This window comes from Caenispirillum salinarum AK4 (assembly GCF_000315795.1).
Taxonomy (GTDB): Bacteria; Pseudomonadota; Alphaproteobacteria; order Rhodospirillales; family Rhodospirillaceae; genus Caenispirillum; species Caenispirillum salinarum.
In genome coordinates, this window is sequence record NZ_ANHY01000006.1 from 49,374 (window position 1) to 72,183 (window position 22,810).

At 68.9% G+C, this 22,810-nt stretch carries 24 protein-coding genes; 19 read left to right on the top strand and 5 right to left on the bottom strand.

Going from position 1 to position 22,810, the window contains the following annotated elements:
- Positions 1-25: 25 nt before the first annotated feature.
- A complete protein-coding gene (locus C882_RS06600) occupies positions 26-268 on the top strand; it encodes a hypothetical protein (RefSeq protein ID WP_009539799.1) in 243 nt (80 codons plus the stop codon).
- Positions 269-398: 130 nt separating this feature from the next.
- Positions 399-1,478, top strand: a complete 1,080-nt coding sequence (locus C882_RS06605) for a hypothetical protein (RefSeq protein ID WP_009539800.1) — start codon at positions 399-401, stop codon at positions 1,476-1,478.
- Here C882_RS06605 and C882_RS06610 read toward each other — a convergent pair.
- Positions 1,466-1,726, bottom strand: coding sequence for a hypothetical protein (locus C882_RS06610; RefSeq protein WP_009539801.1), 261 nt, complete (start codon positions 1,724-1,726; stop codon positions 1,466-1,468). The two genes, C882_RS06605 and C882_RS06610, sit on opposite strands and share 13 nt — an antisense overlap.
- A gap of 145 nt (positions 1,727-1,871) precedes the next feature.
- On the opposite strand from C882_RS06610, the gene cutA reads away from it, so the two are divergent.
- Positions 1,872-2,219, top strand: coding sequence for a divalent-cation tolerance protein CutA (cutA, locus tag C882_RS06615; protein ID WP_043644072.1), 348 nt, complete (start codon positions 1,872-1,874; stop codon positions 2,217-2,219).
- Positions 2,220-2,227: 8 nt separating this feature from the next.
- On the opposite strand, the gene C882_RS06620 is transcribed toward cutA, so the two are convergent.
- Positions 2,228-3,661, bottom strand: a complete 1,434-nt coding sequence (locus C882_RS06620) for an ATP-binding protein (RefSeq protein WP_009539803.1) — start codon at positions 3,659-3,661, stop codon at positions 2,228-2,230.
- Between the two features lie 254 nt (positions 3,662-3,915).
- Here C882_RS06620 and napF point away from each other — a divergent pair, with 254 nt between their 5' ends.
- The 8 genes from napF to moaA all read left to right on the top strand — a co-directional run bounded on the left by napF (position 3,916) and on the right by moaA (position 11,362).
- Entirely contained in the window at positions 3,916-4,440 is a 525-nt protein-coding gene (gene napF, locus C882_RS06625; protein WP_009539804.1) for a ferredoxin-type protein NapF, read from the top strand.
- A 16-nt stretch (positions 4,441-4,456) separates the two neighbouring features.
- Positions 4,457-4,777: a chaperone NapD gene (locus C882_RS06630; protein WP_009539805.1), complete on the top strand. Its 321-nt coding sequence runs from the start codon at positions 4,457-4,459 to the stop codon at positions 4,775-4,777.
- Positions 4,774-7,263 carry a nitrate reductase catalytic subunit NapA gene (gene napA, locus C882_RS06635; protein ID WP_009539806.1) on the top strand — a complete coding sequence of 830 codons (2,490 nt, stop codon included), beginning with the start codon at positions 4,774-4,776 and terminating at the stop codon, positions 7,261-7,263. The genes C882_RS06630 and napA overlap by 4 nt, the downstream gene beginning before the upstream one ends.
- Before the next feature lie 83 nt (positions 7,264-7,346).
- Positions 7,347-8,159 (top strand): ferredoxin-type protein NapG, encoded by an 813-nt coding sequence (gene napG, locus C882_RS06640; protein ID WP_009539807.1) that lies wholly within the window; start codon positions 7,347-7,349, stop codon positions 8,157-8,159.
- Complete coding sequence (napH, locus tag C882_RS06645; protein WP_009539808.1) at positions 8,156-9,124, top strand: quinol dehydrogenase ferredoxin subunit NapH; 969 nt, start codon at positions 8,156-8,158, stop codon at positions 9,122-9,124. Before napG ends, napH begins: the two co-directional genes overlap by 4 nt.
- A gap of 22 nt (positions 9,125-9,146) precedes the next feature.
- On the top strand, positions 9,147-9,599 hold the full coding sequence (locus C882_RS06650; RefSeq protein WP_009539809.1) for a nitrate reductase cytochrome c-type subunit: 453 nt from the start codon (positions 9,147-9,149) through the stop codon (positions 9,597-9,599).
- 41 nt (positions 9,600-9,640) lie between these two features.
- Entirely contained in the window at positions 9,641-10,297 is a 657-nt protein-coding gene (locus C882_RS06655; protein ID WP_009539810.1) for a NapC/NirT family cytochrome c, read from the top strand.
- A gap of 75 nt (positions 10,298-10,372) precedes the next feature.
- Positions 10,373-11,362: a GTP 3',8-cyclase MoaA gene (gene moaA / locus C882_RS06660; RefSeq protein WP_009539811.1), complete on the top strand. Its 990-nt coding sequence runs from the start codon at positions 10,373-10,375 to the stop codon at positions 11,360-11,362.
- A gap of 208 nt (positions 11,363-11,570) precedes the next feature.
- On the opposite strand, the gene C882_RS06665 is transcribed toward moaA, so the two are convergent.
- Positions 11,571-12,686, bottom strand: a complete 1,116-nt coding sequence (locus C882_RS06665; RefSeq protein ID WP_009539812.1) for a saccharopine dehydrogenase family protein — start codon at positions 12,684-12,686, stop codon at positions 11,571-11,573.
- Between the two features lie 153 nt (positions 12,687-12,839).
- Here C882_RS06665 and C882_RS06670 point away from each other — a divergent pair, with 153 nt between their 5' ends.
- Complete coding sequence (locus tag C882_RS06670; protein WP_009539813.1) at positions 12,840-13,271, top strand: Lrp/AsnC family transcriptional regulator; 432 nt, start codon at positions 12,840-12,842, stop codon at positions 13,269-13,271.
- Between the two features lie 106 nt (positions 13,272-13,377).
- A complete protein-coding gene (locus C882_RS06675) occupies positions 13,378-13,632 on the top strand; it encodes a DUF2061 domain-containing protein (RefSeq protein WP_083875724.1) in 255 nt (84 codons plus the stop codon).
- On the opposite strand, the gene C882_RS06680 is transcribed toward C882_RS06675, so the two are convergent.
- Positions 13,581-14,618 carry a TRAP transporter substrate-binding protein gene (locus C882_RS06680; RefSeq protein ID WP_009539814.1) on the bottom strand — a complete coding sequence of 346 codons (1,038 nt, stop codon included), beginning with the start codon at positions 14,616-14,618 and terminating at the stop codon, positions 13,581-13,583. The genes C882_RS06675 and C882_RS06680 overlap by 52 nt on opposite strands.
- 212 nt (positions 14,619-14,830) lie before the next feature.
- Here C882_RS06680 and osmF point away from each other — a divergent pair, with 212 nt between their 5' ends.
- The 6 genes from osmF (at position 14,831) to C882_RS06710 (ending at position 21,049) form a co-directional block, all read left to right on the top strand.
- Positions 14,831-15,766, top strand: coding sequence for a glycine betaine ABC transporter substrate-binding protein OsmF (gene osmF, locus C882_RS06685; RefSeq protein WP_009539815.1), 936 nt, complete (start codon positions 14,831-14,833; stop codon positions 15,764-15,766).
- Between the two features lie 15 nt (positions 15,767-15,781).
- A complete protein-coding gene (locus C882_RS06690; RefSeq protein ID WP_009539816.1) occupies positions 15,782-16,993 on the top strand; it encodes an ABC transporter permease in 1,212 nt (403 codons plus the stop codon).
- The gene (locus C882_RS06695) at positions 16,990-18,078 is read left to right on the top strand and encodes an ATP-binding cassette domain-containing protein (RefSeq protein ID WP_009539817.1); all 1,089 of its coding nucleotides are present in this window, start codon (positions 16,990-16,992) and stop codon (positions 18,076-18,078) included. The genes C882_RS06690 and C882_RS06695 overlap by 4 nt, the downstream gene beginning before the upstream one ends.
- The gene (locus C882_RS06700; RefSeq protein ID WP_009539818.1) at positions 18,075-18,860 is read left to right on the top strand and encodes an ABC transporter permease; all 786 of its coding nucleotides are present in this window, start codon (positions 18,075-18,077) and stop codon (positions 18,858-18,860) included. The genes C882_RS06695 and C882_RS06700 overlap by 4 nt, the downstream gene beginning before the upstream one ends.
- The gene (locus tag C882_RS06705) at positions 18,857-19,687 is read left to right on the top strand and encodes a hypothetical protein (protein WP_009539819.1); all 831 of its coding nucleotides are present in this window, start codon (positions 18,857-18,859) and stop codon (positions 19,685-19,687) included. Before C882_RS06700 ends, C882_RS06705 begins: the two co-directional genes overlap by 4 nt.
- A gap of 72 nt (positions 19,688-19,759) precedes the next feature.
- Positions 19,760-21,049, top strand: coding sequence for an adenylate/guanylate cyclase domain-containing protein (locus C882_RS06710; RefSeq protein ID WP_009539820.1), 1,290 nt, complete (start codon positions 19,760-19,762; stop codon positions 21,047-21,049).
- On the opposite strand, the gene C882_RS06715 is transcribed toward C882_RS06710, so the two are convergent.
- The gene (locus C882_RS06715) at positions 21,031-22,803 is read right to left on the bottom strand and encodes an ABC transporter transmembrane domain-containing protein (RefSeq protein ID WP_043644079.1); all 1,773 of its coding nucleotides are present in this window, start codon (positions 22,801-22,803) and stop codon (positions 21,031-21,033) included. The genes C882_RS06710 and C882_RS06715 overlap by 19 nt on opposite strands.
- Positions 22,804-22,810 lie beyond the last annotated feature (7 nt).

A 22,810-nucleotide genomic window follows, 5' to 3' on the forward strand; every position in this document is an offset into this window, starting at 1 on the left:
GTTGGTGCCTTGGGATGAAATGGGTGTGCTGATGATGGTACTGCTGCTTCTGCTCGCGGCCGTGTGGGCCGGTGTTTTCGCCATCGCGCGCCTGGTGGCGCCGACGGCGGTGTCCGCCCTTGGGGCGTCCGCCTTCGTCGCCTTCCTGGGCGGGCGGGTGGCTGCCGCCGACTATGGCCTGTGGTGGGGCGACATGCTGACTGCTGTCGCCGCCGCCGGCATCCTGGCCTTCCTCGCCGTGACGGTGCGGAGCCGGCTGCGCGGCTGACCGATGGCCCGGCAGCGGGCAAAGACGATGGAGAAGGGCGTCCCGCCGGGGCGCCCTTTTTTCATTGGTCCGGCCGGCCGTGCCGGGGGTAGAACGGACCCACCCGCCGTCAGCCCCTCCGGAGCCCGCCATGCCCGCCCTTTACGCCGCCATCACGCCCCACGGGTACGGCCATGGGGCCATCACCGTGCAAGTCCTTTCGGCGCTGGCCGAAGCTGTTCCCGGTCTGCGCCTGGGAGTGGCCGGAGGACCGCCCGAGCCGTGGGTGCGGGCTCGGCTGCCCGTGCGGCCCGAACTGCACGACAGGGCCATCGCCGACCCGGGCATGGTCAACAGCGACCCCAACACGGTCGATCCCGAGGCCAGCCTGGTCCGCTACCAGGACCTGTTCCAGCGGTTCGAGGCCGTCGTCGCCGAGGAGATGGACCGCCAGCGGGCCTTCGCGCCGGACCTGGTGGTCTCCAATGTCGGCTTCGTTCCGGTGGAGGCGGCGCGACGGCTGGGCATTCCGACCGTCGGGCTGGCCCCGTTCCACTGGGGGCAGATCTTCGGCACCTACTGCGGCGACATGCCCGGCGGCCGCAGCATCCAAGAGCGGCTTGAGGCGATCTATTCCGCCTGCGACCTGTTTCTTGCCACCACGCCCTTCGTGCCCATGGCGAAAGGCATTCCGGCGCGCGCCGTGGGTCCGATCTGCGCCCGCGCGGCGCCGCGACGGGCGGCGCTCGAGGCGGCTCTGGGCGTCGCGGAGGGGACTCGGCTGGCGCTGATCACCATGGGCGGCGTCGGCGGGCCCCTGCCCGTAGAGGCGTGGCCGCGGTTCCCCGGATGGCGGTTGATCCACCGCGGGCCGGACACCTGCGCCGGGCATCCCGACATGGTGCAGGGCGACCATCTTCCGTTCACGTTTCCCGAACTCGTGGCATCCGTCGACGCCGTCGTGACCAAGCCGGGGTACGGAACGGTCACGGAATGTGCCTGCGCCGGCACGCCCCTTCTGTACCGCTCCCGCAACGACTGGCCGGAAACGCCGCACATGATGGGGTGGGCCGCCCGCCATGTGGCGGTGGAGGAGATCTACGATGACGCCTTCCGGACCGGTGCCTTCGCCGAAAAACTACAGGCGGTGTTGCAGGCGCCGCGACCGGTGCCGGCCCAACCGACGGGGGTGGCAGAGGCCGTGGACCTGCTGCGGCTTTACCTGTCGTAGAAGTCGTCCGGCGCGGCTTCGGGCGGGGTTCCGGCGGCGCGGACCGATGCGCGGCCGAGCGGGGTCAGCTTGCAGACCAGCCAGTCGGGCTTGAGCGGGTTGGCGAACCACGGCTCGGCCAGGCCTTTGTCGATGCATCGGCGGATCATGGCGGCGTTGACCTTGCGTCCGTTGCGGTCGAACAACGGAAGCTTGCCGCCCGGCTGCGCCAGGCCGCGCGCCAGCCAGCGATGCTGCGCCGCTGTCAAGGCGACCGGAGTCGGAGCGTCTTCATTGGCTGAAGCGTTGACCTTAACACCCTGATCACTCACCATTTTCCCAGACCCCATCGGCGTGCGTCCCCCTCAAGCCGGGCATCGCGCCGGAGTCTATGGGCAGGAGGGAGAGGAGTCCATGTCGAGGCCCGTACTCATCTATATGACCGCCGGTTCCACCGAGGAGGCCAAGAAGGTCGGCCGGGTTCTGGTGGAGGAACGGCTGGCCGCCTGCGTCAACATCCTGGGCGGCATGACGTCCCTGTACTGGTGGGACGACGCCGTGCAGGAGGACGACGAGGTCGCCTTCATCGCCAAGACCCGCCAGGGCATGGTCGACGACGTCATCGCGCGGGTGAAGGAGGTCCATTCCTACGACTGCCCTTGCGTCGTCTCCATTTCCATCGACGACGGCAATGCCGATTTCCTGCAGTGGATCCAGGAAATGACCTCGCAGTTCCCCGGCCACTCGAGCACGGGGCGCTGAGGCCGGGCTCAGGCGTCCTGCGGCAGGTCGGTGCGCCGGCAGTCCACGGTGAAGCAGCTGCCGTGGTCGACGCGCGAGTTGACGAACACCCGGTGGCCGAGCAGGCGGCACAGGCGCTCCACGATCGCGAGGCCCAGACCCAGGCCTTCGCTGCGGTCGTGCGCCTTGGTGCCGACCTGCACGAACTCCTGCCAGATGCGGTTGAGGTCGTTGGTTTCCATGCCGACGCCGCTGTCGACCACCTGCAGCCACACCCGGTCGCCGCGCACGCGGGCGCCCAGCACCACGCCGCCGGCATCGGTGTAGCGGAGCGCGTTGCCGACCAGGTTGCGCAGCACGCGCTCCAGCAGGATCGGGTCGCTTTCCACCGCCACGTCGGGCGCCACCACATTCAGGCGAAGGTCCCGGTCGAGCGCCTGTGGTCCGAACTCGGCCGCCAGGCCGTCGAGCAGGGCGCGCACCGGCACCGGCTGGAAACTGGGCGTCACCGTGCCGGCCTCCAGCTTCGAGACGTCGAGCACCGACCGCACCAGATGGCGCAGGGAGTCCTGGGTGCGCCGCAACTCCGCAAGCAGCGACTCGCCGCGGGTGGACAACGGCTCGGCCGCCAGCAGGCCGGCGAACATCTCCGCCGCCTGCAGGGGCTGGAGCATGTCGTGACCGGCTGCCGCCAGGAACTTTGACTTGGCCTGATTGGCCTTGTCGGCGTCGGCCTTGGCGTCCGCCAGATCGCGTGTGCGCGCCGCGACGCGCTGTTCCAGCGTCTCGTTGGCGCGGCGCAAATGCTCGGCCATGCGCTCGATGTGGTCGAACTGGGTCTGCGTGCGCTGGACCATGGGGCGGAAGATCAGCAACGCCTCCAGCAGGATGGTCAGCAGGGTCAGGGTGACCACCGCAATCTCTAGCCGTCGCAGGGTTTCGTAGGCTTCCTCGCCGTCCAACTGATACTGAAGCACCACTTGGTCCAAGGACTCGAGAAGGGGACCGGGACCTTGGGTCAGGATGTAGGCGACCGCCGGATGGTCCGGCGTCAGGTCCTCGGGCGCGGCGTCGACCACCTGTTCGGCGGCATTGATGTAACGCAGCACACGCTGGTGAAGAGACGGCTCGCCGGAAAAATACAGGGCCGAGATCGCGGGGCTGGTGGGGCCGGGGACGTCCAGGACCTCGCTGCCGTAGGCCAGGCCGTGGTGGGCGCGGCGGAAGGTTTCAATCGCTTCGGCCAGGTCCGCCACGCATTCGGTGCGGGGGCGGCGGCATTCGTCATCGGCCAGCGAATCCGCGTAGAGCGCGATTCGCTGGCTGAGCATGCGCTGCCGGCCGGAGATGTTCACCACCGCCAAAGTCCTGTCATAGGCCGCCGCCATGGCCTGAAAGGCCGCCAGACCCGACACCGCCAGCAGGGCCACCGCCGCCAGGGCCAGCACGTAGCGGCGCGTCATCCAGGAAGAGGGTCGGTCCGAAGGTACTGTATTAGAGCGAATGGTTTCTCGGCGCGGTTGGGAGGTCATGGTGCTCTCTTGACTGAGGTGAAACCGCTGTAACCCAACGGCTTCGGCGGAAATGGCGGCTAAGTCCTTGAAAACTGCAATCCCGAGCGGCGCGGTAGGACGAAAATCCGAGCAATCCCCTCAGTTGATATGCGGACTTTTCGGCAGTACAAAGGTGCCATAAACGCTTTGTGCCGGAGGCCGTCATGGCCGCAACCAATACCGCAGTATCAGACCAGAAGGTGACCCGCCGGGGCCTGTTCCGCCGTTTGGCCGGGGCACGCACCGTCGAGGCCGTACGGCCGCCGGGCGCCCTGCCTGAACGGCGGTTCCTGGACGCCTGCAGCGGCTGCGGTGACTGCGCCGATGCCTGCCCGACCGGCGTCATTGTCATGGCCTCTGGCGTGCCGGAAGTCAATTTTTCCAAGGCCGGTTGTGAGTTCTGCGGCGCCTGCGCCGATGCCTGCCGCCCCGGCGCCATCCGCCCCGCGTCCGAGGCCGCGCCAGGCCCCGCCTGGACGCACGGCATCGCGATCGGCGCCGGCTGCCTTTCGGCGGCGGGCGTGGTCTGCCGCGTGTGCGGCGAGCAGTGCGAGGCCGGCGCCATCCGTTTCCGTCTTTCCGTCGGCGGCCGCTCGAGCCCTGAGCTGGACCCCGACCTTTGCACCGGTTGCGGTGCCTGCGTCGGGCCGTGCCCGGCGGGGGCCGTCGCCGTGACCTTCGCCGCCTGAGGAGGGGACGCGACCCATGCGCACGGGACGCTTTGAACGCACCGAACGCGAGGCGCCGCCGCTGAACGCGGCGCTCGTCAACATTTGCGGGCTGCTGGTGCACGCCCGCCCGGACCGCAGCGCGGCCCTGTCGGAGCGCCTGGGCGCGACGACGGGCTGCGAGGTCCATGCCGCCACCGACGACGGCCGCCTGGTCGTCGTGGTGGAGGATACGGAGGAGGCCAGCGCGCTGGACCGCATCCGTCAGATCAACGACTGGGACGGGGTGGCGGCGTCCTCCCTCGTCTTCCATCACTTCGAGGACGCCAAGGCCCTGGAAGGGGAGATCGAGGCATGAAGACCACCCGCCGCACGTTCATCAAGGCCAACGCCGCCGCCGCCACCGCCGCCGTGGCGGGCGTCAGCCTTCCCGCCGGGGCCGCCAAGGCCGCCGCCGGCACCTCCGACATCAAGTGGGACAAGGGCGTCTGCCGCTTCTGCGGCACCGGCTGCGGCGTGCTGATCGGCACCAAGGACGACCGCATCGTCGCCACCCAGGGCGACCCGGATGCACCCGTCAACAAGGGCCTGAACTGCATCAAGGGCTACTTCCTGTCCAAGATCATGTACGGCAAGGACCGGCTGACCCAGCCCATGCTGCGCAAGTCGGGCGGCGTCTACGACAAGGAAGGCGACTTCGAGCCCGTGTCGTGGGACGAGGCCTTCGACATCATGGCCGAGAAGTGGAAGCAGGCCCTGAAGGATAAGGGTCCGACGGCCATCGGCATGTTCGGCTCCGGCCAGTGGACGGTGTGGGAAGGCTATGCCGCCGCCAAGCTGTTCAAGGCCGGCTTCCGCTCCAACAACATCGATCCCAACGCCCGCCACTGCATGGCGTCGGCCGTCGCCGGCTTCATGCGCACCTTCGGCATCGACGAGCCCATGGGCTGCTATGACGACCTGGAGCACGCCGACGCCTTCGTGCTGTGGGGCTCCAACATGGCGGAGATGCACCCCATCCTGTGGTCGCGCCTGACCGACCGCCGCCTGACGCACTCGGGCTGTCAGGTCGCCGTGCTGTCGACCTTCGAGCACCGCTGCTTCGAACTGGCCGACCTGCCGATGCTGTTCAAGCCGCATTCGGACCTGGCGATCCTCAACTTCATCGCCAACTACATCATCCAGAACGACGCGGTGAACTGGGACTTCGTCAACGCCCACACCAACTTCCGCAAGGGCGCCACGGACATCGGGTACGGCCTGCGCCCCGAACACCCGCTGGAGCAGGCCGCCGCCAACGCTGACAAGGCGGGCGCCTCCGATCCCATCGACTTCGAGACCTTCAAGGCCTTCGTCGCCGACTACACGGTGGAGAAGACCGCCGAGATCTCGGGCGTGCCTGAAAAGGACCTGATCGCGCTGGCCAAGCTGTACGCCGATCCGTCCAAGAAGGTCGTGTCCTACTGGACCATGGGCTTCAACCAGCACACCCGCGGCACCTGGGCCAACAACCTCGTCTACAACATCCACCTTCTGACCGGTAAGATCAGCGAGCCCGGCAACGGCCCGTTCTCCCTGACCGGCCAGCCGTCGGCCTGCGGCACCGCGCGCGAGGTCGGCACCTTCGCCCACCGCCTGCCGGCCGACATGGTGGTCATGAACCCCGACCACCGCGCCTACGCCGAAAAGGTCTGGAAGCTGCCCACCGGCCTGATCCCGGAAAAGCCCGGCTACCACGCCGTGTTGCAGAACCGCATGCTCAAGGACGGCAAGCTCAACGCCTACTGGGTCCAGTGCAACAATAACATGCAGGCGGCGCCCAACCTGAACGAGGAGACCTATCCGGGCTACCGCAACCCCGAGAACTTCATCGTGGTCTCGGACCCGTACCCGACGGTCACCGCCCTGTCCGCCGACCTGATCCTGCCCACCGCCATGTGGGCGGAGAAGGAAGGCGCCTACGGCAACGCCGAGCGCCGCACCCAGTTCTGGCGCCAGCAGGTCAGCCCGCCGAACGGCGCCAAGTCCGACCTTTGGCAGCTGGTGGAATTCTCCAAGCGCTTCACCACCGACGAGGTGTGGCCGGCCGAGATGCTGGACGCCAACCCGCAGTACCGCGGCAAGACGCTCTACGACGTGCTGTACGCCAACGGCCAGGTGGACGCCTACCCGCTGACGGAACTGGCCGACGACCAGCTCAACGACGAGGCCCGCGACTTCGGCTTCTACATCCAGAAGGGCCTGTTCGAGGAATACGCCATCTTCGGCCGCGGCAAGGCTCACGACCTGGCGCCCTTCGAGATGTACCACCAGTCGCGCGGCCTGCGCTGGCCGGTGGTGGACGACCAGGAAACCCTGTGGCGCTTCCGCAAGGGCTACGACCCCTACGTCAACGGTGACAAGGAGGTGGAGTTCTACGGCAAGCCCGACGGCCGCGCGGTGATCTTCGCGCTGCCCTACGAGCCGCCGGCCGAGGTGCCCGACGACGAGTACGACCTGTGGCTGGTGACCGGGCGCGTGCTGGAGCACTGGCACTCCGGTTCCATGACCCGACGCGTGCCCGAACTGCATCGGTCCTTCCCCAACGCGGTGCTGTTCATGCATCCGCTGGACGCCAAGGAACGCGGCCTGCGGCGCGGCCAGCCGGTCGACCTGCAGACCCGGCGCGGCACCGTGACCACAACGGTCGAAACCCGCGGGCGCAACAAGCCGCCCAAGGGCGTGGTCTACATCCCCTGGTTCGATGAAAGCCAGCTGGTGAACAAGCTCACCCTCGACGCGACCTGCCCGATCTCCAAGGAGACGGACTTCAAGAAGGCCGCCTGCCGTGTGGTGAAGGCCTGAGCGCAGGTGCGCGGAGAGTGACGGGCGGCGGCCCGGAAGAACCCTGAACCGCCGCCCGCCCCCTCCCGAGAGGGGACTAAGAGATGACGACACGCAAGGGAACAGGACAGGGCGGTCCCAGCCGCCGCGCCATGCTCACCGGTACCGCCAAGGCGGTCGGTGTGGCGGCGGTCTTCGGGCTGGGCCTGCACACCATCGTCGCCGGCCAGGCCACGGTGAAGGCCGCCCAGGCCCTGCGTCCGCCGGGCGCGCTGGCCGACGAGCGGGACTTTCTGGCCGCCTGCACGCGCTGCGGCCTGTGCGTCCGCGCCTGCCCGTACGACACGCTGAAGCTGGCCGGGGTGGCCGACGAGGCGCCCATCGGCACGCCCTTCTTCACGGCGCGCGACGTGCCCTGCGAGATGTGCGAGGACATCCCCTGCGTCGTCGCCTGCCCGACGGGCGCCCTGGACCACGGCCTGACCGACATCACCAAGGCGGACATGGGTGTGGCGGTGCTCATCGACCGCACCACCTGCCTGAACATGCTGGGCCTGCGGTGCGACGTCTGTTACCGCGTCTGCCCGCTGATCGACGAGGCCATCACGCTGGACATGCGGCCCAACACCCGCACCGGCGTGCACGCCATCTTCGAACCCACCGTCCATCCTGATGCCTGCACCGGCTGCGGCAAATGCGAGAAGGCCTGCGTGCTGCCCGAGGCGGCCGCCATCAAGGTGCTGCCGCGCGAGGTGGCGCTGGGCTCCTCGGCCGAACACTACCGGCTGGGGTGGGAGGAAAAGCGCAAGCACGGCGAGGCGCTCATCCAGGACACCATCGACCTGCCGGACCGGGGCTATTCGCCGGACCATGTTGAGAGCACGCCCTCGGGCGGGCTGAAAGGCTTCAAGCCATGAGCACGACGCCGAAAAATCCCGCCGCCGGCCGCGACATCGTCTTGCCGCAGGACCCGGCCCGCCTGGCCGTCGCCGCCAAGGGGCGCCTGCGCGCCAGCAAGTGGCTTCTGCTGCGCCGGGTGAGCCAGGCGCTGGCGCTGGTGCTGTTCCTGACGGGCCCGCTGCTGGGCGTGTGGATCATGCGCGGCACGCTGGCCTCCAGCGAGATCCTGGGGGTCGTGCCCTTCACCGACCCGCTGGTGTTCGTCCAGTCGCTGGCGGCGGGCCATGGCCTGATCGCCACCGCCTGGATCGGCGCCGCGCTGCTGGTGGCGCTGTACGTCGTGTTCGGCGGCCGGGCCTTCTGCTCGTGGGTCTGCCCGGTGAACGTGCTGACCGACGGCGCCCACCGGCTGCGGGTGCGTCTCGGCATCAAGCAGGGCCTGCAAATTTCACGCTCCGCCCGCCTCTGGGCACTGGCCGCCGTGGTGGCCGTCTCCGCACTCGCCGGTTCCATCGCGTGGGAGGTGGTGAACCCCGTCACCCTGCTGCACCGCGAGCTGGTGTTTGGGGTGGTGTTCACAGGTTCTCTGGCCTGGATGCTGATCGGCGGCGTGGTGCTGTTCGACATTTTCGCCGCAAACCGCGGCTGGTGCGGGCATCTGTGCCCGGTCGGCGCCGCCTACGGCCTGATCGGGACCGCCAGCCTGACGCGGGTTTCCGCCCGGGCGCGGGATGCCTGCGACCAGTGCATGGCCTGCTACCACGTCTGCCCGGAGCCGCACGTCATCAATCCCGCGCTGAAGGGGGGAGAGGGCGAGACCCCCGTCATTCTGTCGCGCGACTGCACCAACTGCGGGCGCTGCATCGACATCTGCCACCGCGACGTCTTCGCCTTCACCCATCGGTTCGACCACCGCACGGTCGAACCCGCCAACGACACCGAACCCAAGTCCCGCCCGGCCGCGCCGGCCGCCGCCGAATGACTTCGACAGGGGAGAACCCGAGATGAACCGCTTCCAGAAGATCCTCACCACCGCCGGCGCCGGTCTCGTGGCGCTGGGCATCGCCTTTGCCGCCACCGCCGCCGGCCCGGATGCCAGCGTGCAGAGCCTGCGCGGCCCGGTCGCCGTCGACTCGGCCAACGCCAAGCCGGACATCCACGGCGTCGAGGAAGGCAACAGCTTCGGCCGCTCCTACCGGCAGCAGCCGCCGCTGATCCCGCACCGCATCGACAAGTACGAGGTCGACCTGAAGACCAACCAGTGCCTGAGCTGCCACGACTGGCCGTTCAACACCGAGTTCGGCGCGCCCAAGGTTTCCGAGACCCACTACGTCGACCGCCAGGGCAACCGCCTGGACGACGTGGCGCGCACCCGCTGGTTCTGCACCCAGTGCCACGTGCCCCAGATGGACGCGCCGGAGCTGGTGGAGAACACCTTCGAGCCGGCTCGCGACTGATCCCCGCAAGGCTCTGATTTTGTTGCAAGGAGGGACGAGAAATGTCCAATGATCAGGATCGCAAGCCGAACTTCATCAAGCGGCTCTGGGGCTGGTTCTGGGGCCCGGCCGGCGCCATCTCCCTGGGTGTTCTGCTGGTGGGCGGCTTCATCGCCGGCATCGTCTTCTGGGGCGGTTTCCACACCGCCATGGAGATGACCAACAACGAAGAGTTCTGCATCTCCTGCCACGAGATGGGCGACAACGTCTATGTCGAGTACTCGGGCACGGTGCACGACCAGAACGCCTCGGGCGTGCGGGCGACCTGCCCCGACTGCCACGTGCCGCACGAGTGGCAGCACAAGGTCGTGCGCAAGATCAAGGCGACGCGCGAACTGTGGCACACCGCGCTCGGCACCATCGACACGCCCGAGAAGTTCGAGGCACACCGGCTGCAGATGGCGCAGAGCGTCTGGCGGACCATGAAGGAGACGGACAGCCGCGAATGCCGCAACTGCCACAACTTCGAGGCCATGGACGTCACCCTGCAGTCCAAGCGCGCCCGTGAGAACCACCTGCGCGCCACCGACGAGGGCCTGACCTGCATCGACTGCCACAAGGGCATCGCGCACGAACTGCCCAAGGGCGCCTACGGCATCAATCCCGAGCTGGTCTACCGCCACGCCAACCCGGAGCCGGCCGCCAAGCCGGAGGGCTGACCATCCGTCCACCCGCCGCCGGGCCTTGTCCCTCCTGGGCCCGGCGGACTTGAGCCCCAACCGGAGTTCGCCGCCATGGCGCCGTCGCTGACCGATCTTCTGGGCCGCCGCATCACCTACCTGCGCCTGTCGGTGACGGAGCGCTGCGATTTCCGCTGCCACTACTGCATCGCCGAGGACCAGGCCTTCGCCCCCAAGTCCCGCGTCCTGTCCATCGAGGAACTGGGCCAGGTGGCCGACGCCTTCCTGGATCTGGGCGTGACCGACATCCGCCTGACCGGCGGCGAGCCCCTGACCCGCAAGGGCCTTCCGGCGCTGCTCGAGCACCTGGGCCAGCGTCGGGCGGCAGGCCGCCTCAAGGCCCTGACGCTGACCACCAACGGCGGCATGCTGGAGGGCTTCGTGCCCCTGTTGGCCGCGGCCGGTGTGGGCCGGGTCAACGTGTCGCTGGATACCGTCGACGACGGCCTGTTCTCCCGCATCACACGGCGCGGAGACCTGTCGGCCGTGCTGTCCGGCATCAGCGCCGCGCGGGCGGCAGGGCTGGGCATCAAGCTGAACTGCGTGGTTCAGAAGGGCGTCAACGACAGCCCGCACCACATTGACAGGCTTATGGAATTCGCCGCCGCGCGCGGTCATGACCTGACCTTCATCGAGGTCATGCCCATCGGCCCGGCGGCGTTCGACTTCCACCGCCATTACCGCCCCATGGACGACCTGAAGGCAGAGCTTGCGCGCCGCTGGACGCTGCTGCCCGACGCCCACCGCACCCCCGGCCCGTCGCGCTACTGGCGGTGCGTGGAAACGGGCGGACGCATCGGCTTCATCGCCGCCACCAGCGCCTGCTTCTGCGCCGGCTGCAACCGTGTGCGGGTGGCGTCGGACGGGATGCTCTACCCCTGCCTCGGCCAGGATCATGCGGTGGACCTGCGCGGGCCGCTGCGCTCTGCCGAGCCCGATGCGCTGAAGGGCGCCATCGCCCGCGCCATCGGCCTGAAGCCGGACGGCCACCGCTTCCACGGCGGCGCCACGCCGGGCCGCGCGATGAACGCGACGGGCGGGTAGTGAAGAAATAAACCACCAAGACACAACGACACCAAGACTGCGCGCGAAGGCGCGTCATCATGCCTCCTGACGTGTGGCGGTTTCAGGTTCCGGAGAAAAGAAGTCGCGGGAGCGCGAGGGAGGCCGTGCCTCCCTCGCATTCACATTCCGGCGCAGCCGGAAAGTCTTGGTGTCTTGGTGTCTTGGTGGTTAAACTTCACGCTTCACCTTACTCCGCCGCCACGCGCACCTCGGCGGCCAGGTCTTCCTCCCGCGCGAAGGTCATGCCGAAGCGGTTGGCGAGGAAGTCGGGCAGGGCGATGTCTTCCTGCTTCACGAAGCCCTTCTGCGCGATGCGGCCGGCCGCCAGCAGGTCCAGCACGGCACAGACGCCCGACGCCGTCACCGTCTGGATGCCGGAGTAGGTGACGCCGGCGATCTCGCGGCCATAGATCTTGTTGGCGTAGCATTCCTGCATCAGCCGCCCGTTCTTGCGCCCGCTGACGGTGACGAACACCAGGATCACATCCTGCATGGTTCCGGGGATGGCGTGCTCCAGGATGTCCTTCAGCACATGGCGCCGGTCGCCCAGGCGCAGGTCATGGAGCAGCGCCTTCATGATGTCGCGGTGGCCGGGATAGCGCACCGACTTGTAGTTCATGGCGCGCACGTTGCCCGCCAGCGTCTCGCAAAGCGTGCCAAGCCCGCCCGAGGTGTTGAAGGCCTCGTACGTCATGCCGTCGAGCGAGAATTCCTCCCGCTCCTCCAGCGGCGGCACCTGAACCGCACGGCCGTTCACGATGGCGTCGCACGGCTCCAGGTATTCGTTGATGACGCCCTCGGTCGACCAGGTGAGGTTGTAGTTCAGTGCATTGGTCGGGTACTTGGGCAAGGCGCCGACGCGCATCCCCACCGTGTCCAGTTCGTCAAAGCGCCGGCACAGGTCGTGCGTGACGATGGAGATGAAGCCGGGCGCCAGGCCGCTCTGGGGGATGAACGCCGTCTCCGCGCCCTCGGCCAGCTTTTTCACCGCGCGGGTGCTGGCGACGTCCTCGGTCAGGTCCAGGTAATGCACGCCGGCATCCCGCGCCGCTTCCGCCACGGTGACCGTCAGGTCGTAGGGCAGGGCGGAGATGACGGCGTAGTGGCCCTTCATGGCGTCCCGCAGTCCGACCGGGTCGGTGGCGTCGACCACCTGTTTCCGCACGGCCTCGCGCCGGGGCAGGCGGTCGAGGATGCTCTGGTGGCGGTCGCCGACGGTGACGCGGTAGTCGCCGCTGCCCGCCAGGAAGTCGCAGATGGTCTCGCCGATCTTGCCGCCGCCGAGCACGAGGATGTCGCGCATGAAACCTCTCCTGATCCGGTCCGTGGTGTCCGCGGCCTTGAATGGCCGACTGTGGTTGTCGGACCAGTGTCGGCGGCAAGGGTGTCGATTTGAAGCCGCAGACCTGCCAGAATGATGGTCAATTGACGTCGATATGACGGAGTTGCCGGCGAAATGACCCTGGACCCCCTCGACCGTCGCCTTCTGGAGTGTCTGCGCCGCAACGCGCGCGCGAGCACCGCCGCCTTGGCGCGGGACCTGGACACCTCGCGCTCCACCATCCAGGGCCGTCTGAGGCGCCTGGTGGAAACGGGCGTTATCGCCGGCTATACGGTGCGACTGGGGGAGGAGACGGCGCGGCGCATGATCCGCGCCCACGTGCTGCTGAGCGTCGACCCCAAGCAGGCGGCGGCTGTCGTGACGGCGCTCAAGCGCATGACCGAGGTGCGCGCGCTGCACACCATCAGCGGCCAGCATGACATGATCGCCGTCGTCGCCGCCGAGACCATGGAGGCCATGGACGCCCTGGTGGACACGATCGGCGCGCTGCCGGGTGTGGAGCGCACCACGACGTCCATCCTCATGACGACGAAGTTCGAGCGATAGAAAAATCCGATCAAAAACCACATGCGAATCTTCTCGCAAATGCGAATGATTCGCACGATAGTCTCCCCGTCACCGCCGCTCCACCGCAAGGACAGGGACCACCGTCATGCGCAGCCTGATCAAGACCGTCACCTTCGCCGCGGTGCACTTCACCGTGGCGTTCTCGGTCGCCTACGCCCTGACCGGCAGCATCGCCATCTCCAGCGCGCTCGCCCTGGTCGAGCCCATGGTGAACACGGTGGCCTACTTTTTCCATGAGCGCATCTGGGAAGCCGCCGACCGGCTGAAGCTGGGACGGATGGCACGGCGCTACTCGCCCTCGGAGGCGAACCGGTCCACCAGCGCCCTGGCCTCTTCGTAAAGGGACTGGCCGTTTTCCGTACGGTCGGTCCACTCGGCGATGACCGGGCGGGTCGCCTCCGCCCACCGCTCGCGCTGTTCGGGCGTGAGCGCATGGAAGGAGTGGCCGGCCTCTTTCGCCGCCTGCCGCGCAGGCACCTCCGCCGCATCCCACGCCCGGCCTACCTTCCCTGCCAGCGCCGCGCCCGAGTTGGTGTCGATGACGGCCTTCAGGTCATCGGGCAGATCGGCGTAGGTGGCGTTGTTCATGGCGAACAGGAAGGTGGCCGTATAGAGGTCCGACTCCAGGTGGTGGCGCGTCAGTTCGTTGATGCGCAGCGGGGCGACGACCTCCCAAGGCAGCAGCGCCCCGTCCACCACGCCGCGCTCCAGGGCTTCGTAGGTGGCAGGCACGGGCATCCCGACGGGAACCGCCCCCAGCGCGTCGAGCGCCCGGCCGATGGGCTGGGAGGGCAGGCGGATCTTCTTGCCTTCCAGGTCCGCCATCTTGGTCACCGGGTCCTCGCGCATGTGCAGGGTGCCGGGCGCGTGTACGTGCAGGACCAGCGGATGAACATCGGCGTATTCATCGCGCAGGTGTTTCTCATAGAACGCCCAAAGCGCCTGGCTGCCGGCCTCGGCGCTGGGCACCATGAAAGGCAGCTCGAACACCTCGGTCTTCGGGAAGCGGCCGGGCGTGTAGCCGGGCAGGGTCCACACCACGTCGGCCACGCCCGTGCGCACCTGGTCGATGAGTTGCGGCGGCCGGCCGCCCAACTGCATGGCGGGATAGATTTCCACCGCGATGCGGCCGCCCGAGTCCGCCTCCACGGCCTTGGCCCAGGGCTCGATGAGCTGCGTCTGGGCGGTGGAGGAGGGCGGCAGGAAGTGGGCGACGCGCAGGGTCACCTCCGGTTCCGCCAGGGCGGTGGCCGGCAGGCCGGCGGACAGTCCCAGGGCGCCGGCCATGAGGCCGATGAGGGCCGAGCGTCGCGTCTTCTGCATCATCCTGTCGTCTCCGGGCGTTCTTGGGAGCCGGCAGGGTAAAGGGGGGCGCCGGCCGGCGTCCAGCGCCGCGAAAGGGTGGCACATCGGCTGACGCATCTTATGTGAGAGGGACTTACACCCCCTTCTTTAACTGGTTTCGTCGCGACACGGTGGCTAGACTCCGAGTCGACGACGACCAGCCAAGGCAGACGTATCGGGAGGCTAGGCAGTACATGACGACGATGTTCACGACCCGGATCAAGCGGGCCCTGGCGGGTGCCGCTCTCGCCGCCATGGCCGCCACACCGGCGCTGGCCCAGGATGACACCATCACGGTGGCGTCCAAGATCGATACCGAGGGTACGCTGCTCGGCAACATGATCGTGGAGGTGCTGGAGAACGGCGGCTTCACGGTCGAGAACAAGACCCAGCTCGGCCCCACAAACATCGTGCGCACCGCGCTTCTTTCCGACGAAATCGACATCTACCCGGAATACACGGGCAACGGCGCGTTCTTCACCAAGACCGCCGATGACCCGGCCTGGAAGAACGCCGAGCAGGGCTACGAAAAGATCCGCGAGATGGACATGGAGGCCCATGACCTGGTGTGGCTGGAGCCCGCGCCGGCCAACAACACCTGGGCCATCGCCGTGCGCAACGACGTCGCCGACGAGAACGACCTGTCCACTATGGAAGACTTCGCCCGCTGGGTGAACGAAGGCGGCGACGTGCGGCTTGCCGCCTCGGCCGAGTTCGTGGAAAGCCCGGCGGCCCTGCCCAGCTTCCAGGACGCCTACGGCTTCCAGATGACCGAGGACCACCTGCTGGTCCTGTCGGGCGGCAACACCGCGGCCACCATCCGCGCTGCCGCCGACCGCACCAGCGGCACCAACGCCGCCATGGTCTACGGCACCGACGGCGCCATCGCGCCGGCCGGCCTGAAGGTCATGGACGACACCAAGGGCGTGCAGATGGTCTACGAACCCTCGGCCGTGGTGCGCAAGCCGGTGCTCGACGCCAATCCCGAGATCAAGGAACTGATCGAGCCGGTGTTCACCTCGCTGAACCGCGAAAAGCTGCAGACCCTCAACGGCAAGATCCAGGTCGAGGGGCTGCCCGCCCGGCAGGTGGCCCGCGACTACCTGGAAAGCGAAGGACTCCTGAAGTAAGGGGCTGCGCGGCTCGTGCCTGACACATCCCCGGAAGACGGTGCGGAGGGCGGCGGCAGGATCGTCGCCAACCGCGTTCTCATGACGTTGCTGGTGGCGGGGCTGCTGGGTGTGGTCCTGCTGCCGTTCGCCTCCATGGCCCCAAACCGCCTGGTTTCCGGCCAGCCCGTGGGCCTGCTGGAGGCGCTGCTGCCCTGGCAATGGGGGGCGCTGCTGGTGCTTGCGGGCACGATGACGCTCGCGGCCCTGCGCCGGCCGTTGGCGCGCACGCCGGCGCGCCTGCTGGTGCTGGCGGCGGCGCTGCCGTTCCTCCTGCTGGTCATGTACGGCGGCGGCGACTACGCCACGCGCGCCGTGGCCGAGGCGGGGTCGCCGGCCGCCCGGGTGTCGTTGGGTGCGGCGTTCTGGATTCTGGTTTTCGCGCCGGTCCTGGTGGCGCTGGACGCCTTCCTGCGGCTGAACGCCGGGATGCCGGCCAAGATCGGCTACACGCTGCTGATGGCCGGCGGCGTGGCGGCCCTGTTCTGGGCGGGCGTGTTCCACGATCTGTCCATCATGCGGGAATACCTGAACCAGCGCGACGTCTTCGCCGCCCAACTGCTGGCCCATCTGGGGCTGGTGAGCGCCGCCCTGGTGCCGACGTTGCTGATCGGCCTGCCGCTCGGCCTGCTGGTGCGGCGCAAGGCCAAGGCGCGCGGGCCGCTGTTCGGGCTGCTGAACTTCTTTCAGACCATTCCGTCCATCGCCCTGTTCGGCCTGCTGGTGGCCCCCCTGTCGGCACTGGGCGAGGCCGTGCCGGTCCTGGGCGCCATGGGCGTGAGCGGCATCGGCGCGGCGCCCGCCATCATCGCGCTGATCCTCTATTCGCTGCTGCCGGTGGTGCGCAACACCTATGCCGGGTTCGCCGGCGTGCCGGCGTCAACGATAGAGGCCGCGCGCGGCATGGGCCTGACGCGGCGCCAGGTGCTGTGGCAGGTGGAGGTGCCGTTGGCCCTGCCGGTGATCCTGTCGGGTCTGCGCATCGTCACGGTGCAGGCCATCGGCCTGACGGTGGTCGCCGCGCTGATCGGCGCCGGGGGGCTGGGCACGTTCATCTTCCAGGGCCTCGGGCAGTATGCCATCGACCTGGTGCTGCTGGGCGCCATTCCGACCATCGTCCTCGCCGTGGCGGCGGACTTCTTCCTCCAGATCCTGGTGACGCTGAGCAAGCCCGAGGGAAGCGCATGATCGAATTGCAGGGGCTGACCAAGACCTACGGCGGCAAGGACGTCGTGTCCGACGTGTCCATGACGGTGGACAGCGGCGAATTCTGCGTCCTGATCGGGCCGTCGGGCTGCGGCAAGTCGACCACTCTGAAGATGATCAACCGCCTGATCCCGCTGTCGGCCGGCCGCGTCATCCTCAACGGCGAGGACGTCACCACCCTGCCCGAGGAGCAGTTGCGCCGGCGCATGGGCTATGCCATCCAGTCCATCGGCCTGTTCCCGCACTGGACGGTTGCCCAGAACATCGCGGTGGTGCCCAGACTGCTCGGCTGGCCGAAAAGCCGCATCGACGACCGGGTGGAGGAGCTGATGCACCTGTTCCACCTGGACCCGGACTTCCGCGCCAAGCATCCCCATCAGTTGTCCGGCGGGCAGGCACAGCGCGTGGGCGTCGCACGGGCGCTGGCGGCCGACCCGGAAGTGCTGCTGATGGACGAGCCCTTCGGCGCGCTCGACCCCATCACGCGCGAGGCGCTTCAGGCCGAGATGCAGCGCGTCCACCAGGAGACGGGCAAGACGGTCGTCTTCGTCACCCACGACATGGACGAGGCCCTGAAGCTGGCCAGCCGGTTCGCCATCCTCAACCAGGGCCGGCTGGTGCAGTACGACCGGCCCATCGAGCTGATGTTCGAGCCCGCCGACGACTTCGTGCAGGATTTTCTGGGCAAGTCCGACCTGGGTCTCAAGCTGCTCTCGCGCCGCTGGGTCCACCAGTACACCGCCGATGCACCCTATGCCGGCGTCCGCGCCTCGCAGGGCGAGATCATCGAGACCATGCGCTCCTACGGCCATGTCTGGCTGGTCGACGACCAGGGACGGCCGGAAGGCCTGTTCGGCGCCCGCCTCGGCGTGGCGCGGGAGGCGCAGCAGGGCCTCGGCCGCCTGACCCAGGTGGAAACCGACTGGACCGCCACCCCGGACATGACCATGAAGGAGGCGCTGTCGCGCATGGTCTGGCGCCGCGTCACCGCCCTGCCGGTGGTGGACGACGCCGGGCACCTGGCCGGAGAGGTCACCATGGACGGCATCATGGGACGGCAGCCATGACGACGCCGACCGTCCTGGTCTCCGGCACCGACGCCCGCCGCTGGATGCTGCTGGGCGCGCTGTCGCTGCTGCTGGCGGCGCTGGTGCTGTTCATGCGCGACCTGGAGCCCCTGTTCCGCGACGCCTTCCCGGACCTGGACACGCCCGTCTACGTGCGCGAGACCTTCCTGCAACTGACGCTGGACCACATCGTGCTGGTGCTGGTGTCCTCGGCCATCTCGGTCAGCGTCGGCGTGGCGGCGGCAGTGTTCGTCACGCGCCGGATGGGGCGGGAATTCGAGCCGCTCGTTTCCGCCCTGTCGGCCATCGGCCAGACCTTTCCGCCGGCCGCCGTACTGGCGATCGTGGTGCCGCTGGCGGGTTTCGGCTTCACGCCCACCATCGTGGCGCTGACCCTCTACGGCCTGCTGCCGGTGGTCCAGAACACCATCGCCGGGCTCGGCACCGTGCCGCCGGCGGCGCTGGAGGCGGCCCGCGGCACGGGCATGAGCCGCTGGCAGATCCTGTTCCGCGTGGAACTGCCGCTGGCGATGCGGGTCATCATCGCCGGCGTGCGGGTGTCGGTCATCATCAACATCGGCACCGCCACCATCGGCTCCACCGTCGGGGCGAAAAGCCTCGGCACGCCCATCATCGCGGGGCTTGTGGGCGACAACATCGCCTATGTCATCCAGGGTGCCGTCGTCGTCGGCCTGCTGGCGATTGTCACGGACCTGGCCTTCGAGCGCCTGGAGCGCCGCTTTACCTTCGGCGCCCAGGCCGGCGGCGGAGCCGGCGCATGAGCTGGGAGGCGGTCGCCCTGACCGCCGGGGCCGGCGGGCTTCTGGCACTGCTGGTGGGCGGGCCGCTGTGGGTGGGCGACGCCGCCCAGGACGAGGAGGACCGCAAGCGCCTGGCGGCCTCGCTGGCCGGACGCGGCGACCTGAAGACGCTGACGACGGCGGAGGCGCCGGCCGCCTTCACCCGCGCCTTCGACCGGCTGTTCGGTCCGTCGCCGGGGCGGCTCGGGTTCATCTTCAAGGCGATCCTGCTGTCCCTGCTGACCGGCGCGGTTCTGCTGGCGACGTTCCTGGTCGTCAACCCCGTGTTCCTGACCAGCGTCCTGAGCGACAGCTATCAGCGCGGCGCCGTGTTCGGCCAGTTCCTCAAGGTCATCATCGTGGTGAACCTCGCGGTGGACTACATCTGCCTGGTCTACTGCCGCGACGTGGTCGGACGCCTGGCGCGGGGCTGGAGCGTCCGGGCGCTGGCCCGGACGCTGGCGCTGGACCTGGGCGTGAAGGCGCTGGTCATGCTCATCGCCATGATCTTCGTCTTCTCCGGCATCGCCGGGCAGAACGGCCCGGTGGGGCGGCAGCAACTGGCCGTGTTCCAGTCCCTGCCGCACGTGCTGCTGGACGGTGCGACCTTCGGCAACCTGAGCGCCATCTACATCTGGTCGGGCTTCATCAGTTCGCTGTGGCTGTGGGGCTGGCTGGTGCTCACGCCCCGCCTGGCGCGCATGGGCATGGGCTCCGGCAACCGGCCCATGCGCACCGTCGCCCTGGCACTGGGCGGCGGGGCGGCGGCGCTGTACTGGCTGGCGGTGGGGATCGCTTCCCTGATCTGAGCCTTTCGGTCAACTGGCGCGCGGGGCCGGGCGAGCCTACCATGTTGCACAGCAGCATGGGAGGGACCCGCCGTGATCCGAGCCGCCCGTCGCGTTCTCATGGAAGCCGAAATCAAGGCCGAGCGCACCGTCGCGAAGGTGCGCGTGGCCGTCGGTGTCGCCTTGGTCACGGGCGTTGTGGCGTTGGTGGTCGGCCCGGCGCTGGAGGCGGCCGACGATGCCGTGCTGCCGCAGATCGCCGTGGCGGTCGGCAGTTCGCTGGCTTTCCTGGTGCTGGGCGTGTCCACCTGGTTCATGGTCCACCGGGGCACCTACCGGCCGTGGATGGGGTGGGTGTTCTCGACGCTCGACGTGGCCCTTCTGACTGGCAGCCTGGCGCTGTCCCTGCGGGTGACGGACCTGCCGGGCCCCTGGCTGGTGGTGGTTCCGGCGCTGTGGGTGGCGCCGGTGATCCTGGCCTTCGGGGCGCTGCGCTACAACCCCTGGCTCCAGGCCTATCTGACGCTGCTGTTGTGCGGGGTCATCGGACTTCTCGGCACCATCGGACTGGATGCCGCACTGCCGGCCGGACCGCCCGGCCTTGTGGAGCCGCCGCCCAACGCCATGCGGCTTGTGATGCTGGTGCTGCTGGGACTGGTGCTGATGGTCGTCAGCATTCGGGCGCGCCGCCTTCTGCTGCGCATGGCCGAGGAGACCGAGCACCGCATCAACCTGACCCGCTACCTGCCGCGCCAACTGGCAGAGCGGCTGGCGGACGAGGGTGTGGAGGCCCTGAAGCGCGGCGCCCGGCAATCGGCGGCGGTGATGTTCGTCGACATCCGCGGCTTCACCGCCCGCACCCGCGGCATGCCGCCCGAGGGTGTCAGCACCTTCGTCAGCGCCTTCCGCGCCCGCGTCACGGCCGAGGCCGAGGCACATGGCGGCGTAGTGGACAAGTTCATCGGCGATGCCGCGCTCATCATCTTCGGTATCCCCGACGACAGCACCGATGCTGCGCGGCGCGCCCTGTCCTGTGCCCGTGGCATCCTGGCGGAGGTGGATTCCTGGTCACAGGACATGGCCGCGGCCGGTGAGGCACCGGTGGCGGTGGGCATTGGCTTGCACCACGGCGACGTCTTCGTGGGCGCCGTGGGCACGGCCGACCGGCTGGAGTTCACGGTGCTGGGCGACACGGTCAACGTCGCCGCGCGCCTCCAGGACGAGTGCAAGGTGCAGGGCCTGTCCCTGATCGCCAGCCGGGAGGCCCTGGCGGCGGCGGGAGAGGCACCGCGCGGCTGGGTCACCGTGCCGCCGCACCCGGTGCGCGGGCGCGACGGAAACCTGGACCTCTACGGCCAGAAGCCTTACGCCGCTGCCTCCTGACGTCCAAACTGAAGCGCCGCAAGTCGCGCGTAGAGCGGGCTGGTGTCCAGAAGCTGCCGGTGGGTGCCGGTGGCGACAAGGCGGCCCTCGTCGATGACGGCGATGCGGTCGGCACCGACCACCGTCGCCAGGCGGTGGGCGATGACGATGCTGGTGCGGCCGTGCATGAGCCGCTCCAGCGCCTGCTGCACCAGCCGCTCGCTCTCGGCATCCAGGGCGCTCGTGGCCTCGTCCAGCAGCAGGATGGAGGGATCGCGGAGCAGGGCGCGGGCGATGGCAATGCGCTGGCGTTGGCCGCCCGACAGACGCACGCCCTTCTCGCCCAGGAAGGTGTTGAAGCCTTCCGGCAGGCGGTCGATGAACTCCAGCGCCTGCGCGGCCTCGGCGGCGGCGCGGACCTCGTCGTCGGAGGCATCGGGGCGGCCGTAGCGGATGTTCTCCAGCGCGTTGGCGGAGAAGATCACCGGCTCCTGCGGCACCAGCCCGAGCCGGCGGCGGACGTCGCGCGGGTCGGCTTCGCGGAGGTCGACGCCGTCCACCAGCACGCGGCCGGCGTGGGGGTCGTAGAAGCGCAGGATCAGCTGCATGACGGTCGACTTGCCGGCCCCCGACGGCCCCACCAGCGCTACGCGCTCTCCCGGCGCCACGTCCAATGAGAAGCCATGCAGGGCGGCCCGGTCGGGGCGGGAGGGGTAGTGGAAGGCCACGGCGTCCAGCGTCACCCGGCCCTCCGCAGGCTGGGGCAGGGGCTTGGGGTCGGTGGGAATGGCGACGTCGGGCTCGGTCTGGAGCAGTTCCACCAGCCGCTCCGTGGCCCCGGCGGCGCGCTGAAGATCGCCCATGATCTCCGACAGCGCGCCCGTGGCGCTGGCGACGACGACGGCGTAGAAGACGAACGCCGTCAGCTCGCCCGGGGAAATATCGCCGCGCAGCACGCCATGCCCGCCGGCCCACAGCACCGTCCCGATGGCCCCGAAGGCCAGCAGGATGACGCAGGCGGTCAGGGCGGCGCGGGCACGGGTGCGCTTGATGGCGGCGTCGAAGGCGCCTTCCGTGGCGCGGCCGAATGTGGCGCGGTCCACGTCCTCGTGGCTGAAGGCCTGGACGGTGCGGATGCCGAACAGAGACTCCTCGGCATAGGCGGAGATGTCGGACACACGATCCTGGCTCTCGCGCGACAGCCGCCGCACCTTCCGTCCGAAGAAGACGATGGGCACGACGACCAGCGGCACCACCAGGACCACCAGCCCGGTCAGTTCCAGGTTGGTGACGGCCAGCATGACCAGGCCGCCGGTCAGCGTCAGCAGGTTTCGCAGCGCGACGGAGGCGCTTGAGCCGATGACGGTCTGGATCAGCGTTGTGTCGGTGGTCAGGCGCGAGAGGATCTCGCCCGTCTTGGTGACCTCGAAAAAGCCGGGGTTGAGGGTGAGCACCCGGTCGAAGACCGCCTTGCGGATGTCCGCGACCACGCGCTCCCCCAGCCACGTCACCAGGTAATAGCGCGCGAAGGTGCCGGCTGCGATGAGCCCGATGACGCCCAGCAGGGCCAGCAAAGCCTTGTCCAGCAGGGCAGGGTCGCCGGCACTCAGGCCCTGGTCGATGAGCCGCCGCAGGCCCACGCCGATGGACAGCGTTGCGGCGGCGGTGACGATCAGCGCGAGCGAGGCGCCGATGATGTGCCCCTTGTAGGGCAGCATGAACGCCCAGGTGCGGCGCAGAACCTTGAGGTTCCGCGTCGCCGGGCGGTCGGGCATCTGGGCT

Coding starts and splice junctions, on each gene's coding strand:
- C882_RS06650 (WP_009539809.1), top strand. CDS start 9,147: ATGAACCGCTTCCAGAAGATCCTCACCACCGCCGGCGCCGGTCTCGTG.
- C882_RS06670 (WP_009539813.1), top strand. CDS start 12,840: ATGACCCTGGACCCCCTCGACCGTCGCCTTCTGGAGTGTCTGCGCCGC.
- C882_RS06715 (WP_043644079.1), bottom strand. CDS start 22,803: ATGCCCGACCGCCCGGCGACGCGGAACCTCAAGGTTCTGCGCCGCACC.
- napG (WP_009539807.1), top strand. CDS start 7,347: ATGACGACACGCAAGGGAACAGGACAGGGCGGTCCCAGCCGCCGCGCC.
- napF (WP_009539804.1), top strand. CDS start 3,916: ATGGCCGCAACCAATACCGCAGTATCAGACCAGAAGGTGACCCGCCGG.
- C882_RS06680 (WP_009539814.1), bottom strand. CDS start 14,618: ATGATGCAGAAGACGCGACGCTCGGCCCTCATCGGCCTCATGGCCGGC.
- moaA (WP_009539811.1), top strand. CDS start 10,373: ATGGCGCCGTCGCTGACCGATCTTCTGGGCCGCCGCATCACCTACCTG.
- napA (WP_009539806.1), top strand. CDS start 4,774: ATGAAGACCACCCGCCGCACGTTCATCAAGGCCAACGCCGCCGCCGCC.
- C882_RS06620 (WP_009539803.1), bottom strand. CDS start 3,661: ATGACGCGCCGCTACGTGCTGGCCCTGGCGGCGGTGGCCCTGCTGGCG.
- C882_RS06655 (WP_009539810.1), top strand. CDS start 9,641: ATGTCCAATGATCAGGATCGCAAGCCGAACTTCATCAAGCGGCTCTGG.
- C882_RS06700 (WP_009539818.1), top strand. CDS start 18,075: ATGACGACGCCGACCGTCCTGGTCTCCGGCACCGACGCCCGCCGCTGG.
- C882_RS06675 (WP_083875724.1), top strand. CDS start 13,378: ATGCGCAGCCTGATCAAGACCGTCACCTTCGCCGCGGTGCACTTCACC.
- C882_RS06705 (WP_009539819.1), top strand. CDS start 18,857: ATGAGCTGGGAGGCGGTCGCCCTGACCGCCGGGGCCGGCGGGCTTCTG.
- osmF (WP_009539815.1), top strand. CDS start 14,831: ATGACGACGATGTTCACGACCCGGATCAAGCGGGCCCTGGCGGGTGCC.
- C882_RS06630 (WP_009539805.1), top strand. CDS start 4,457: ATGCGCACGGGACGCTTTGAACGCACCGAACGCGAGGCGCCGCCGCTG.
- C882_RS06665 (WP_009539812.1), bottom strand. CDS start 12,686: ATGCGCGACATCCTCGTGCTCGGCGGCGGCAAGATCGGCGAGACCATC.
- C882_RS06605 (WP_009539800.1), top strand. CDS start 399: ATGCCCGCCCTTTACGCCGCCATCACGCCCCACGGGTACGGCCATGGG.
- napH (WP_009539808.1), top strand. CDS start 8,156: ATGAGCACGACGCCGAAAAATCCCGCCGCCGGCCGCGACATCGTCTTG.
- cutA (WP_043644072.1), top strand. CDS start 1,872: ATGTCGAGGCCCGTACTCATCTATATGACCGCCGGTTCCACCGAGGAG.
- C882_RS06695 (WP_009539817.1), top strand. CDS start 16,990: ATGATCGAATTGCAGGGGCTGACCAAGACCTACGGCGGCAAGGACGTC.